This is a genomic window from Gemella sp. 27098_8_92 (genome assembly GCF_041433685.1).
Taxonomy (GTDB): Bacteria; Bacillota; Bacilli; order Staphylococcales; family Gemellaceae; genus Gemella.
The window spans coordinates 1-14,570 of record NZ_JAPWBZ010000004.1; the positions used below are offsets into that span (position 1 = coordinate 1).

The following is a 14,570-nucleotide window of genomic DNA, read 5'->3' on the forward strand; positions in this document are numbered from 1 at the left end:
GATAAACCTAATACTGATAAACCTAATACTGATAAACCTAATACTGATAAACCTAATACTGATAAACCTAATACTGATAAACCTAATACTGATAAGCCTAATACTGATAAACCTAATACTGATAAACCGGCAGTCACTAAACAATTCTTTGAAGATAAAAAAATTGGTGTTCAAGTAGAACTAATTGGTAATAGCCCTGCTACAAAACTAGAAGCAAAAGAAATCAATGATAATCAATTAGCTCAAAATATTTTAACGAAATTAAATCTACCAAACAGTAATGTAAGAATATTAGAGCTTAAACTTTTAGATAAAGATAATAATACGGTTAATTCTAACGCCAAACGTAAGGTATCAATTACTTTAAAAGAGGGTGAAAAAGATGTTGCTGTTTACCATGTAAAAGAAGACGGCTCTTTAGAACTAATTAAATCTCAAATTAATGGTAATATCTTGACGTTTGAAATAGATCACTTTAGTAAATTTGCCCTAGTAAATGAAAATAAAAAAGATTCTAATCAAATTTCTACAAATAGAAAATTATTAAGTAATACAGGCTCTCAAACTGTAAACTCACAACTATTTGGAGCATTAATACTAGTATTAGGCGGAGTTCTATACTTAGCTAACAAAAAGAGAAGAAATTAAAAAAACAATATATTAGTTAATATGAATCAAGTTAGAGGATTCCCCTAACTTGGTTCATATTTTAATAAATATCACTTAATAAATTTACATTAACATTCCCTATAATTATTATTTTACTACCCTTTTGGGTCATATCAAAAAATATTATCAGTTGAATTTTTCCCTATTTTAAGGTAAAATTGTAGTGCTTATAGAAATTTTTTGTAGTAATTATTTTCTATTTGAATTAACGAGATTTTAGGAGAATTATAATGAGTAAATATCATTTTATAGGAATCAAAGGATCTGGTATGAGTTCCCTCGCACAGATTGCCTATGATATGGGACATATTGTCCAAGGTTCCGATGAAGAAACTTATTTTTTTACACAAGAAAAATTAGAACAGCGTAATATACCGATGTTCTACTATAATGAAGAGAATATAAAAGAAGGCTATGAAGTTATCTTAGGAAATGCCTTTGATGACACGCATATTGAATGTCGTCGCGCCAAAGAATTAGGTTTAAAAATCTATACCTATGCTCAATTTTTAGGTAAACTACTAGAAGAAACCCCTTCTATCGCCGTAACTGGAGCACATGGTAAGACTACAACTACTACTATGACAAGTAATATTTTTAAACATAATCGTGTTACATCTTATCTAATCGGAGATGGAACTGGGCACGGTGAAAAAAATTCAGACTTTATGATTGCAGAAGCGTGCGAATACTATCGTCACTTTTTAGCCTATCATCCAGATTACGCTATCGTAACTAATATTGATTTTGATCATCCTGATTATTTTAATGATGAATATGATATGTTTGATGCATTTCAAAGCTTTGTCAACCAAGTTAAAAATACAGTAGTTATATGCGGTGATGACCGTTTGGCTTCTAAGTTAAAACCTGTTCACGCTAAAACAATTACTTATGGATTTAACGATGGAAATGACTACCAAATAAAAAACGTTCAAACTTCTACTGAGCACAGCAAGTTTGATATTTATAAAAATAATACTTTACTTGGAACATTCACTATGGCGATTTTTGGCTTACATGACATTTCTAATGCTACTTCTGCCATTGCCTTGGCTGATATCAATGGTATTAGTGTAGAAAAAATCCAAGAATCATTAGACTTATATCGTCCAGCAGAACGAAGATTTAGCGAATATAAATTCGGTAGTAATGTAGTTGTTGATGACTACGCTCATCATCCTAGCGAGATAAAAGCTACTATTGATAGTGCTCGCCGCAAATATGCAGGTAAACAAATTGTAGCTATTTTTCAACCACATACTTATACAAGAACTGCCAAGTTCTTAAATGAATTTGCTGAAAGTCTGCTAACTGCAGATAAAGTATTTTTATGTCCAATTTTCGCTTCAGTCCGTGAAAAAGAAAAAATTGTTGGAATTGAAGATTTACAAAAAGTAACTCCAGGTTCTGAAATCATTCATGGAGAAGAAGATTTTGACAAACTAAACTTTGAAAATACGGTCTTTTTATTTATGGGAGCCGGAAATATCAATAAACTTTGCCATAAATTTTTTGAAAAAAACACTAGTAATTAAACCTTATTTTAAATATAACGAATACAACACTCAAGGAGGAAATATAAATGTTAAATATCGATTGGCTTGTACTTGCCTACGCAGGAATTTTTCTATCAGGAGTAGGAGTACTTATTATTTGTATTAGCGCTGCAAGAACTTTAGGAACTGCAAGAAAATCTATTATATCTGTTACAGAGTGTGTGGAAGATGTAACTAATATTGCTGAGGACGCACTTACTCTTGCAAAAGATTTAAACGAAACTGTTAAAAAAGTAGAAGGTCATTTAGAACCAATTATGGTTGAAACTAATATCTTACTACAAAACGCAAATATCCTTGCTGAAGATATGCAAGTAAAATCTGAAAAATTAGATCCATTATTTAATACAGCTGAAGGTCTAGCTTCTTCTATTAATGGATTTCAATCTTCTGTAGATAACATGAAAAATAATGTTACAGGTTTTAGAAAAAATACTGATGAAAAAATCAACGATTTATCTGAAAAAGTTGAAGAAAATAAGAGTAAAGCAGCTGATTTACTTAACAAATTCTTTAAGAAAGAAAAATCTTCAGAAGAAAACTAAGATTTAAGACAATTAATATAGAAAATTAGTATCCCTCAAAACATTTATCTTTGAGGGATATTAATTTTATCATTAATTTTTATTATAAAAACTATCTAATTATATTAAAATTCTTGCTTTTATTTCCAATTTAGTGTATCATACACAAGTATAAATTTTTATAAAGGAGAACAAAAATATTTTATGTTAAACGAATTTAAAAAATTTGCTTTTAAAGGTAATGTATTAGATCTTGCAATCGGGGTTATTATGGGGGCCGCTTTTGGTAAAATCGTAAGTTCATTAGTAACTGATATTATGATGCCACTTATCGGGCTTCTTTTCCCATCTAAACCAGATTTCACTAACTTAATGTGGAACAATATTAAATACGGTAATTTTATTCAAATTATCATCGACTTCTTAATAACTGCTGTAGCTATTTTCATCTTTGTTAAAGCTATTAACACTGCTAAAGAAAAAATGGCTAAAGAAGAAGAAACTGAAGAAAAAGCACCAGAAGTTGATAGTAAAGAAGAACTTCTTAAAGAAATCCGTGATTTATTAAAAGAAGGTAAATAATTAACAATAACATTAAGGAGCTGACGATGAATCGTCAACTCCTTTTTATTTATAATTAGATAATTTACTGTTTATTTTTTTTATATCATTTCTAACACTTAGATAAGATACTAATGCTATTACAGCATATAAGAAACTTGAAAATACTAACATTAGCATTAGAGTTTTTAACCCTACAAACCATTTTAAATAATATCCTGCTAGTAATAATGGAAGCATTATTACAAGGTAATGTTTTAAAAATATCATTTTAAAGTTTTGCTCACCTGCATTTTTAAAAATTTCGCTAGCAAAGCCTTGTAAAACCCCTAAAACGATAAATATTATAGTCTGCACTACCATTGCTTTATTAGTATTTAAAAAGCTCTCTAAAAATTCAGGAACACCTGGAGAATAATCCTCATGTATTAAGCTAAATGCTAAAGATAAGATACTTCCTATCCCAATACCCATCAAACCAAATGCCACCATTTTTTTAAATAATCTCATTTTATTTTCCTCCTATATACCGAGTCTCAACTTAAACTCTTTAATCATCCTACGAGATACATAGCTAATATCAGAATTTTTATACTTTATGACTATCGTTCCTGTATTACTAAAATCTAAGTTTTTGATAAATTTTATATTCGCTATTTCACTTTGTGATATTTTTATAAAATTACGAGTTACCATATTTTCTACTTCATAAAGCTTTTTCTTCACAACATATGTATCTTTTAATGTTACAACAAAAGTTTTTCTATTCTCTATATACACCCTTATTATTTCATCTATATCTATAATACTCGCCTTATCTTCAACTATTCCTATTAAATACTCAGAACTATATTCGATATAATTTATTAAATTCTGAACTTCTTTATCAATCTTATTAGCACTAACTACAACTAATGTCTCTTTTACTTTTTCGTCTATATTTAACTCGAGTTTCATAATAACTCCTCCTTTCAATTATTATTTTAGCGAAAAAACAATATTAAATCTATACCTTTTGATTATCTGGTTATTTTACATACCTATTCGGTTTTTTCTTTATCTATTTTTAATAGAAACTTAAGTAACTCTATTCATCATAGTTAAAGACCAACCAAGAAATAATCTTGATTGGTCTTTTATTTAATTAATTTTAAATTTTGTATCACTCAAGGCTTTTTGTAATACATCCTTATCGGCTGTTCCTACTACTATTAATTTTTTCCTAGAGATATCAACTTCTACAGTTTCTATCCCTTCTATATCGCTAAGTTTTTCTTTAACAACGGCAGCACAGCCACCACATTTTACTCCTTCTATATTATAAACTTTTTCCATGTGAACCTCCTGTAAATTATTTTATTCCCGCTCTTTTTAGTCTCAACGCATTTAATACCACCGATACTGAACTAAAACTCATTGCAGCTCCTGCTATCATCGGATTTAATAGCGGCCCTCCAAATATATGTAATACTCCCATAGCAACAGGAATACCGATAATATTATAAATAAATGCCCAGAATAAATTTTCTTTAATATTTTTTATTGTCACACGACTTAATTTTATTGTACGAGTTACACTAAGCATATCATTATTCATAAGAACAATGTCTGCAGATTCTATTGCTACATCTGTTCCTGCCCCCATAGCTATCCCAACATCTGCTTGTACCAATGCTGGAGCATCATTAATTCCATCTCCAACCATTGCAACCTTATTTCCAGCTTTTTGAAGTCTTGTTATTTCTTTATTCTTGTTCTCTGGTAACACTTCGCTAATTACTTCATCAATCCCAATTTGTCTCGCAATAATTTCTGCAGTTTTTTTATTATCACCAGTGAGCATAATTATTTTTATTCCCATTTGTTTTAATTTTTTTACCGCTTCTTTACTTGATGATTTAATTGTATCTGCAACAGCGATTATCCCTACTAATTTGTTGCCATAAACAATAAATAGTGGTGTTTTCCCCTCTGCTGCAAGTTGATCAGCTATTAAAAGATGTCCTTCTGTTGAAATAGAATTATTTTCTAAAAATATTTTATTCCCTACTAAAATATTCTCTCCATCTATTTCTCCCGAAATCCCAAGGCCCAAACTAGCTTTAAAATTTTCTACTTCGCTTAGCATAAACTCTTTCTCACGCGCTAAATTCACTATTGCCTCTCCTAGTGAATGTTCTGAATAATGTTCTATACTTGCTGCTAAACGCAAAACCTCATTTTCATCATAATTATCAAATGAAACTACATCTGTTACTTTTAATTTTCCTTCAGTTAGTGTTCCTGTTTTATCAAAAACTACCACATTTACGCTTTGAGCTGTTTCTATTACTTCCCCACTTTTTATTAAAATTCCATGCTCCGCACCAAGTCCTGTCCCTACCATTATTGACGTTGGAGTCGCAAGTCCTAACGCACACGGACAAGCAATTACTAATATTGAAATAGAAATAGTAAGGGCAAATACCCCAGATTCATGTCCAATAAAATACCAAAAAGCTCCCGATAAAACAGCTAAGAAAATAACTACTGGAACGAATACACTTGCAATTTTATCAGCTAATTTTGAAATTGGTGCTTTTGATCCTTGTGCTTCTTCAACAAGTTTTATAATCTGAGCAAGAGCAGTATCTTCTCCAACTTTAGTTACTATCATTTCAAAAGTTCCTGTTTTATTAATACTTGCTCCTATTACATTATCACCAATATTTTTGTCAACAGGTAAACTTTCACCAGTTAACATTGCTTCATCAACCGAACTTGCACCTTTTGTTATCCTTCCATCCAAAGGTATTTTTTCTCCAGGTCGTACAACAATTATATCTCCAATAACAATATTTTCAACATTTAGTTTCACCTCTTCTCCATTACGCATGACGTTTGCTGTTTTTGGTGCTAGACTAACTAACGCTGCTATCGCCCCAGAAGTTCTTTCTTTAGAAACTGCTTCAAAATATTTACCAAGTGTAATCAGCGTTAAAATAACACCTGCAGATTCATAGTACAAGTTCATCACTGAATGCTCATTTCCTAAATAAATTAGAACAGTTGAATACAAGCTATAAATAACTGCAGCACCTGATCCTAGTGCAACTAACGAATCCATATTAGGATGTCCTTTAAACAATGACTTAAATCCAATTAAATAAAAACTTCTACCCATATATAAAATTGGTAAAACTAAAATTATTTGAATAACAACAAATAATCTTGCTTGTTCCATTGGATTTATTATCATAGGTAAGCCTACCATATCGGCCATAGCCAAGTATAATAAGGGAATCGCAAATATAGCAGATAAATAAAATCTACGTAATAAATTGGTTATCCGTTTAACTTTTTTTGTTCTTTGCCCTTGAAGAGAATCTTTCAGAACTTTATCTTCTATCGCCTTGAATCCTGCTCTCTCTACCGCATCTTCTATATCCTTTATATTTACTCTGCTTCTATCAAAAATAACAGTCATTTTCTCTGTAGCTAGATTAACACTAACACTCTGTACTCCAGAAATTTTTCCGACAACATTTTCTATATTACGAGCACATGACGCGCAACTCATCCCCTCCAAAGAAAAAGTACTTACATTACTGTCTATTAATTTTGCAAGATACCCAGCATCTTTTACAGTTTGTTCTATCTCTTCTACATTAACCTCTTCTTCTCGCTCAATAAACATCTTCTCTGTTGCAAGATTTACACTTACATTTCTCACACCAGAGATTTTGCCCACTATTTTTTCAATACTACTTGCGCAAGAAGCACAACTCATACCCTCTATATTATATATTTCTTTTTTTAGCATAATCCATTTCCTTCTTTCTAAATTGTTTATGAAAATATATTCGTTTACATTTGTAAACTTTATTGTAATTTCATTTTACAACTATTATCAAGTTTTGTCAACAAAGTATCAGAATTTTCTTTTATCTAGAAAAAAGCCTTAAGAATACTTCTTAAGACTTTTTTAAAGTTAAATCCCATCCACTATTTTTTTATCACCAAATCTATTTCCCCAATCTTTTTCAAAATCAAAAACTGATTTATCTGTATAAGGATGCCAAATACTCGCCTCTATTATCTCAGGAGCTATTGTTACTGCTTCTGCTCCACAACGTAGAATATCTTGAACTTGTTTTACATTTTTAAAACTTGCCGCCAAAATTTCAGTTGGATAATCTATTAATAAATTGCTTATTTCCAAAATAGCTTCTTTTGCATCTTGCCCTACATTTTCCATTCTGTTTACATACGGCGCGACGTAATTAGCTCCATTCTTCGCTGCAGCTAAAGCTTGCATAGTAGTTAAAATAGCTGTTGCCGTCACCCGTATATTTTCTTTACTACAAAGTTTTATTGCTTCTAAACCTGCCTTTGTCACAGGAATTTTTATATAGAAACTCTCTCCAAAATAATCACGAAGTTTTTTAGCTTCTTCTACTATTTTTTCAACTTCACTTTCTGTCGTTTGAATATGAACTTCATATTTTCCATAAGTAAATTCTTTTAGTTCTTTTAATTTACCCTCTAAAGAGCCTTCTATTTTTGATAATATCGTTGGATTGGTAGTTATTCCTGCTATCGTATAATATTTTTCTATTTCTTTAGCTTTTTTTATATCGGCGCTATCTATTAAAATCTTTGTCATTTTCTTCCTCCAAAATATTAATCACTTCTCCTAGATTTTTCAAAATTCTGTTAGCAATCTCAATACATTCTTCATCTGGCTTGAACATATCTGGTACCATAAAAACAGTTGCCCCTGACGCACGTCCAGCCTTTATCCCAGATTTAGAATCTTCTAATACTAAACAATTTTCTGGTTTTACTCCTAATCTCTCTGCGGCTAATAAAAATACATCCGGTGCTGGTTTCCCATTTGAAACTTCTTGACCACTTGCTATTTTGTCAATATATTTTCTAAGTCTTGTTTTTTCCATATTATTTTCTATATGATCTATATTAGATGAAGAAGCCACTGCTATTTTATAATTATTTTCTTTTAAATATACTAAAAGTTCTTCAACATTAGGCATTTTATCCGGTCCAGTTGTGAATAAAACCTCTTCAATATAGTCATAATGATCATCAGCTAATTTTTTTCCATCAACGTGACTATCTTCAAAATAATCCTCCCAAAACTTGTAGATAGCTGCTTCAGTAAAACCTAATACCTGTAACGTTTCTTCTTTAGTCATTTCATAATCTTGCTTCTTAGCACTACTTATTAAGGCTTTTGTAGATAAACTTTCTGTGTCTACCATTAGACCATCCATATCAAAAAGAACTGCTTCTATTTTCATTCCCTAATCCTCATACATTATTATTTTTCAATATAATTATAATTCAAAAATTATTTCTGCACAAATAGTTTTCAAAAACAATTTTAAAAAACTAGGAGAACCTTGTTAAAAGTATATCTAAAGCTAGAAAAAGAAAATCTACCTTTTAGAATACACTTCAACTTTACCCCTAGTTTTTATTTTATCCTCTTGTTTTTCCTCCAGCTACATTATATGTAACACCGTGAACATAACTTGCACGATCACTTGCCACATAAACTACTAAATCTGCAACTTCTGATAGTTTCCCATCGCGACCTAATGGTGTAGTTTTTGTACTTGTATATCCAGCGCGAATTTGTTCTACTGTAACTCCTCGTGTATACGCAAGCGCCTCTTCATATGCAAGTGTTCTTAGTCCTGTTGCTTCTAGTATACCTGGTGCAACACCCACTACTCGAACACCAAGTTTACCTAGTTCTTTTGCCCAAGAACGAGTTAGTGAATTAACTGCATTTTTACTTGCTGCATATATACTTTGTCCTTCTGAACCTTCTAATCCAGATTCCGATGACATATTAACAATAACCCCTTTACCATTTTTAACCAGAATACGACCTACTTCTTGTGAAAAGATAAATAATCCTTTAACATTAATATCCATAATCTTGTCATACACTTCATCAGTGAATTCATATTTACTTTTCGGATTATTTTTATCTACTAGTAGACGTGGAATATTAATACCAGCATTATTTACAAGTATGTCAATATTTCCAAACTTTTCTAACGTTTTAGAAACAACACTTTTCACATCACTTCTTTTTGTAACGTCACATTTTACATATAGAAGTTTTTCATTATCAGATTCTTTTTCTGATAAATCACTCACCACAACATTACATCCTTGATTTAAAAATTCATCAACTACAGCCGCTCCAATGCCTGAAGCACCTCCAGTTACTATTACTGTTTTTCCTTCTAAATTTAACCAACTCATTTTACTTTTCTCCTTTAATTTTTATTTTTCAATTGTTATTTTTGTATTTATATCTATTGGTGGGCAACTTTTATTTTCTACTACGATTGCTCCAGGTAACAAACTCTCTAAATCACCTGAAAAATGTACAGTTAAATGTCCAAGATCTACAAGATTTTTCTCAGCAACATCACCTACTCCAAGAATTTCAAATCGTTCTCCATCAACTGTCAGAGTTTGCCCTACCTCTATTTTTCCATTCGTTGGTATAACATCAATGCTATAACAATAATCCTTTAACATATCTGGTGCATTATCTCCAAATAAGATAAACATTCCGTCACCAAATTCACCAACTAAACTTCCTTTTGCTTTTATAATGTTTTCATAAATAATCATAATATTGTTCCTTTACATTTTATTTCCCTAGAGATATTTTTGGTCGACTTTGTCGTTAATGAGGGAGCGAATGCTCCCCGTAAAATTTAATTTTTATTTAAAAGTATTTCTTAAGAGTACATTCCAAAACTTGCTAACCACGCAACAATTACCCTTGGTACCCCTATAATGAATCTTGAATAAAGCACAGATACCACACCAACTTCTACTGTTTCTGGTTCTGCTTCTGCTAGTCCAAGCCCTACTGGGATAAAGTCACATGCACATTGCGTATTAATTGCAAACAATGCTGGTAATGCCAATTGAGGTGGAATAGTACCTTTCCCTATTTCAACACCGATTAATGTACCAATTATTTGAGCAATAACTGCTCCAGGTCCAAGTAGTGCTGATAATAGTGGAATAGAACAAACAAACCCAAGTGCTACAAGACCGAAAATATTACCTGCAAGTGGTGTTAATAATTTAGCAAACCAATTCCCAAATCCTGATCCTTGTATAATACCGATTAACATAGCAACAAATGCCATGAAAGGTAAAATTGTTGTAATCATAGATTGAACAGCATCTCTAGCTGCTTGATATAATGTATGTACTACTTTCCCAGCACCCATACCAATTTTTTGAATAATAGATGATTTTGAATTTTCCGCTAAGCTTTGAGAAACTTTTTTATCAGCGCTATATTTAAATTCTCGTTTTGGTTCTTCAACTGCCACTACTTCTTCAGCAACTTCACTACCTTCTGCTACAGTAATTTGATCTAATCCTACTGCCGATACATAAATATCTTCTTTAATAAATTTTGAAAGCGGCCCACTAGGTCCTACTGGCATAATATTTACTGTTGGAATTCTTTTTTGCGGGTAAATTCCACAACGAAGTGTTCCTCCACAATCGATAATAGCTAAGAAAATTTCTTCATCAGGAACTGATGTTTTAAAACCATTAACCGGCGTTGCACCAGTTAATTTAACGATTTTTTCTACAATTTCCGGCTCCGCTCCACCACCTGTAATATAAAGTATTTTATCTTTTCCTGGTTTTGGAGTAACTATTAACGGTCCTCCAAAACCTCCACTACCTTTTTCTATTTTAATTGTTCCGTATGTCATAATTAATTCTCCTAACCTTATGCTTTAAGTGTATTACTTAACTCAATTTTCTGTTGTTTCATTACCATTTTCGTTGTGAAATCTGTTACCCAACCTGCAAAGAAGTTCATTACTAACCCTACTAATAGGTATCTTACTGCAAGAGGTGCTACATTTAAACCTAATTGAGTAATACCGTTCGCAATACCTAAGTAAATAAAGATTTCTCCAACGTTAATATGTGGAAATACCCCACTGTTTGTATGACAGTGATATGATGCTGATGCATAATAACTTGGTTTCATTCGCTCTGGTAAAAATTTACCCATTGATAATGCCATTGGGTTTGCCAACATGAAAGCTGAAGCAAAAGGTAAGATACCATATGCTAAAATTACATTTTTAGAACAAACTTTAGCAAACTTTTCAACTCTATGTGGCCCTATAAAAGCAACCAATGCATTCATAAAAACTAGTAGTAATAGAACTTTAGGTACTATTCCTCCTACCCAACTTACGAAAACTTTTGCACCTTCATCAAATAAACCTGTAAAGCCTGAAGCTATTTTAACAATATAATCCATATTGCCCTCCTTAATAATATTTAATTAAATTTTAATTTTTTTGCCAATTTCCCGAATGGACTTTGTTCCATTTCAACCTCTCCACCCGCAGAAATTGTTTTATAATTAACTACACCATCTAATACTGCACTCGTTAATGATGAAGAAAGTCTAATCGCTTTGCAATCATCTCTATTTATTGTTCCTACTTTAATTCCATCAAAGTAATCAAACTTTTTAAATCTCGCAAGAACTGTAACACCTTGCATTGCTTCTCCAGTAATAACTTTATCGTTATTATCTATAGCAAACATAACAATTGCACCTGCACGAGCAGCACCTTTTTTTCTCCCTATAACAACCCTTCCTTTTCTTCTAAGTTCTGCATAACTTTTTTTAAAACTGCTCATTTGAACAAAAGTTAAAGCATACTGCAAAATAAAGGCTGCAATAAATAATATTCCCAAAACCAATAAATTCATGAGTTCCTCCTAATATTTATCTATATAAATTAGTATGTTTTATAAAATAATTCACAAGTGAATTATATCCTTCTACTTTTGATATATCATCAATTAATTTTTTATCTTTTATTATCGAAATAAGTTCATCATAGGTTTTCGCCAAAAGTAAACCTTGATCACCATCTTTAGGTACACACGCCAAAAATATTAATTTTAACTCTTTGTTGTCTTTAAAACCATCTTTACATACCCCAAGGGCTATTAATAAACTATTTTCTTTTTCATTTTGTGTATGTGGGAATGCCACGCTATCAGCAAAAATCATCGAAGATTTCTGTTCACGTTCTCTTATTCTTAACAGAAATTCTTTATCTACAAATCCCTTAGCCTCAAGTCCTCTTATCATTGTTTCTAGGTTTTCTGCATATGTTTTGCGATTATCACAAACAAAAAATGTACTTTCTGATATAGAACTTAACACTATTGATTCCATTCCTCTTATAGCAGGATTATTCATTTTATTAACATATCTTAAAAAATTTATCTCTTTTTTTAAGTAGACTATATCCAAAATCTCATTTTGATAGATAATAGGGATTGTTGTTTCAAAATTCTTATTTACTGTAGAAATTATAATATCAAAATCATCATATTTAACATTTTCATAAGTGGTGACTACTGTTATTTCTGAACTTTGACTTATATTTTCTAATTCCTTAATCATAAGTTTTTTGTACGCTGGTCCAGCATTTGTTACTAATAAAATTTTCAAATTGTCTGGTTGAATCTTAATTTTTTTAAGAAAAGTTTCAAAATATATTGCCAGATAACTGATTTCATCTTCTGAAACACTATACTGATATTTTTCTGTTATAACTTCACTCGCCGTTCTTGCTATCTTATATGATACTGGAAAATCTTTTTTGATTTTTTCTTTCATATTATTATGATATCGAACACCGTACTTTAACCTCTCCATTAAAAAATAGATATGATAAATGAATTCTTCTATAATATCTGATGTATCAAACTTAAGTCCATATTCATAGACAACTATTTCTAATATTTCTTGAACTAATTTTTTATACTCTTCTGTATATTTTAGATTTTCCCTTATCTTATTTATCTTAGTAGGAACTCTCATAGTAGCGAAGCAAATTGCTAAAAATTTCATTTCATCTTGATTCAATGTTATTCCATATTTTAAAGTTGTGTATTCACATACTTCTTTAATAAAATCTTTGGCATAACTATCAAGCAGTTCTTCATATTGATTTTCTACTAAGTTCAGCCTAAATCCATTAGCAAATCTATCAATACTTACTGTCAAATACTTTAAAAACTCACCTTTAGCCTGCTCATCAATCTTATATTTTACAAACATCTCATCAAAAAATTTATTGTCTTCTTTATCAAAAATATCTTCTTTATACATATAGTTATAAATATTTTCTAAAATAAAAATTCGAATATCCTTTTCTAAGCCAACTATTTTAATTCCTATGTTCGGCTTTCCTTTTATTACTAAATTATAATCATTTATTATTTCATTTAGTTTTTTCAAATCAGTATTCAGTGTAGTTCGACTTACTATCATTTCAAAAGCGAGATCATCTATTAATTGCCCATCACTTGTTGACACTAACTTTTTAAAAATATAAACTAACCTTACCTTACTAGAGTCAAAATTCTCCCCAGCTTCATAAATACTACGTTTCTTTTTGAGATATTCTTCAAGTTTTATTATATAAAGACTATAATTTGAATTTTTACTTTCAATATATGCACAAGATCCAAATATTTCATTTAAAGATTTTATTTCATTATTAATAGTTTTTGAACTAACTTTTAATACGTCTATCAAATATTTATCCTGAACTAAGAAATTCGATTCTAGTATATTTAGCAGTCGCAAACTTCTATTATCATAATTAAAAATCTCCATTTACTTCACCACCTATATTTATTATATATTTCAAACTAAAAAAAATTAATACGGTTATTTTCTTAGGAAAAGAAAAACTCTTTCAAAACTTATAGTTAGCTATAAGTATGCATATTTTGGATTACTTTAATTTTTTTATTGACAACACAAAAAAAAATTAATATTTACTTATACTAATCTTAGTATTAATTTTTCTTACACTTTCTATTATAACTCTATTTTCCATATTTTAATAGTGTACTTATTCCTTCTTTAATTAGGACGGTTCCGGAAAAAATTTTAATTAATATATATTATTTTATAAGATTACAAAAAATAACCATAATCCCTCGCAACTCTTTTAGAATAAAGCTTAATTGATGATATAATATCATAAAAGATATATTATTTATCCATATTATAAATACTGTAGCTTATATTTAAAACTTAATAGTTTATTATTACTTAAAAATATTTTGACTTTTAGTTTAAAAGGGTATAGAATATTGTACGTGGTATGCAGCTATATCACGATATTATATTAATTAAAGAAAT

The 14,570-nt window shown here is 30.3% G+C and carries 16 protein-coding genes; 4 read left to right on the forward strand and 12 right to left on the reverse strand.

What is annotated here, in order from left to right:
• From O3802_RS03425 to mscL, 4 genes are all read left to right on the forward strand, one after another.
• Positions 1-648: LPXTG cell wall anchor domain-containing protein (locus O3802_RS03425; protein WP_371458315.1), on the forward strand; the 648-nt coding region annotated here is incomplete at its 5' end.
• Between the two features lie 251 nt (positions 649-899).
• The gene (gene murC, locus O3802_RS03430; protein WP_371458316.1) at positions 900-2,207 is read left to right on the forward strand and encodes a UDP-N-acetylmuramate--L-alanine ligase; all 1,308 of its coding nucleotides are present in this window, start codon (positions 900-902) and stop codon (positions 2,205-2,207) included.
• 47 nt (positions 2,208-2,254) lie between these two features.
• Positions 2,255-2,773 (forward strand): DUF948 domain-containing protein, encoded by a 519-nt coding sequence (locus O3802_RS03435; RefSeq protein ID WP_371458317.1) that lies wholly within the window; start codon positions 2,255-2,257, stop codon positions 2,771-2,773.
• A 183-nt stretch (positions 2,774-2,956) separates the two neighbouring features.
• Complete coding sequence (gene mscL, locus O3802_RS03440) at positions 2,957-3,334, forward strand: large conductance mechanosensitive channel protein MscL (RefSeq protein WP_371458318.1); 378 nt, start codon at positions 2,957-2,959, stop codon at positions 3,332-3,334.
• 45 nt (positions 3,335-3,379) lie between these two features.
• Here mscL and O3802_RS03445 read toward each other — a convergent pair whose 3' ends face one another.
• From O3802_RS03445 to O3802_RS03500, 12 genes are all read right to left on the reverse strand, one after another.
• A complete protein-coding gene (locus O3802_RS03445; protein ID WP_371458319.1) occupies positions 3,380-3,823 on the reverse strand; it encodes a DUF3021 domain-containing protein in 444 nt (147 codons plus the stop codon).
• A 12-nt stretch (positions 3,824-3,835) separates the two neighbouring features.
• The gene (locus tag O3802_RS03450) at positions 3,836-4,270 is read right to left on the reverse strand and encodes a LytTR family DNA-binding domain-containing protein (protein WP_371458320.1); all 435 of its coding nucleotides are present in this window, start codon (positions 4,268-4,270) and stop codon (positions 3,836-3,838) included.
• 183 nt (positions 4,271-4,453) lie between these two features.
• The gene (locus O3802_RS03455) at positions 4,454-4,648 is read right to left on the reverse strand and encodes a heavy-metal-associated domain-containing protein (protein ID WP_371458321.1); all 195 of its coding nucleotides are present in this window, start codon (positions 4,646-4,648) and stop codon (positions 4,454-4,456) included.
• Between the two features lie 16 nt (positions 4,649-4,664).
• Positions 4,665-7,115 (reverse strand): heavy metal translocating P-type ATPase, encoded by a 2,451-nt coding sequence (locus O3802_RS03460; protein WP_371458322.1) that lies wholly within the window; start codon positions 7,113-7,115, stop codon positions 4,665-4,667.
• A 168-nt stretch (positions 7,116-7,283) separates the two neighbouring features.
• Positions 7,284-7,958 (reverse strand): transaldolase family protein, encoded by a 675-nt coding sequence (locus O3802_RS03465; RefSeq protein WP_371458323.1) that lies wholly within the window; start codon positions 7,956-7,958, stop codon positions 7,284-7,286.
• A complete protein-coding gene (locus tag O3802_RS03470; protein ID WP_371458324.1) occupies positions 7,936-8,613 on the reverse strand; it encodes an HAD family hydrolase in 678 nt (225 codons plus the stop codon). Before O3802_RS03470 ends, O3802_RS03465 begins: the two co-directional genes overlap by 23 nt.
• Before the next feature lie 181 nt (positions 8,614-8,794).
• Complete coding sequence (locus O3802_RS03475) at positions 8,795-9,592, reverse strand: SDR family oxidoreductase (RefSeq protein WP_371458325.1); 798 nt, start codon at positions 9,590-9,592, stop codon at positions 8,795-8,797.
• A 21-nt stretch (positions 9,593-9,613) separates the two neighbouring features.
• On the reverse strand, positions 9,614-9,970 hold the full coding sequence (locus O3802_RS03480) for a PTS glucitol/sorbitol transporter subunit IIA (RefSeq protein WP_276767672.1): 357 nt from the start codon (positions 9,968-9,970) through the stop codon (positions 9,614-9,616).
• A 110-nt stretch (positions 9,971-10,080) separates the two neighbouring features.
• Entirely contained in the window at positions 10,081-11,085 is a 1,005-nt protein-coding gene (gene srlE, locus O3802_RS03485) for a PTS glucitol/sorbitol transporter subunit IIB (RefSeq protein ID WP_281666332.1), read from the reverse strand.
• Positions 11,086-11,102: 17 nt separating this feature from the next.
• Complete coding sequence (gene srlA, locus O3802_RS03490) at positions 11,103-11,648, reverse strand: PTS glucitol/sorbitol transporter subunit IIC (protein WP_371458326.1); 546 nt, start codon at positions 11,646-11,648, stop codon at positions 11,103-11,105.
• Positions 11,649-11,668: 20 nt separating this feature from the next.
• A complete protein-coding gene (locus tag O3802_RS03495) occupies positions 11,669-12,109 on the reverse strand; it encodes a transcriptional regulator GutM (RefSeq protein WP_276685217.1) in 441 nt (146 codons plus the stop codon).
• 16 nt (positions 12,110-12,125) lie between these two features.
• A complete protein-coding gene (locus O3802_RS03500; RefSeq protein ID WP_371458327.1) occupies positions 12,126-14,036 on the reverse strand; it encodes a BglG family transcription antiterminator in 1,911 nt (636 codons plus the stop codon).
• Positions 14,037-14,570 lie beyond the last annotated feature (534 nt).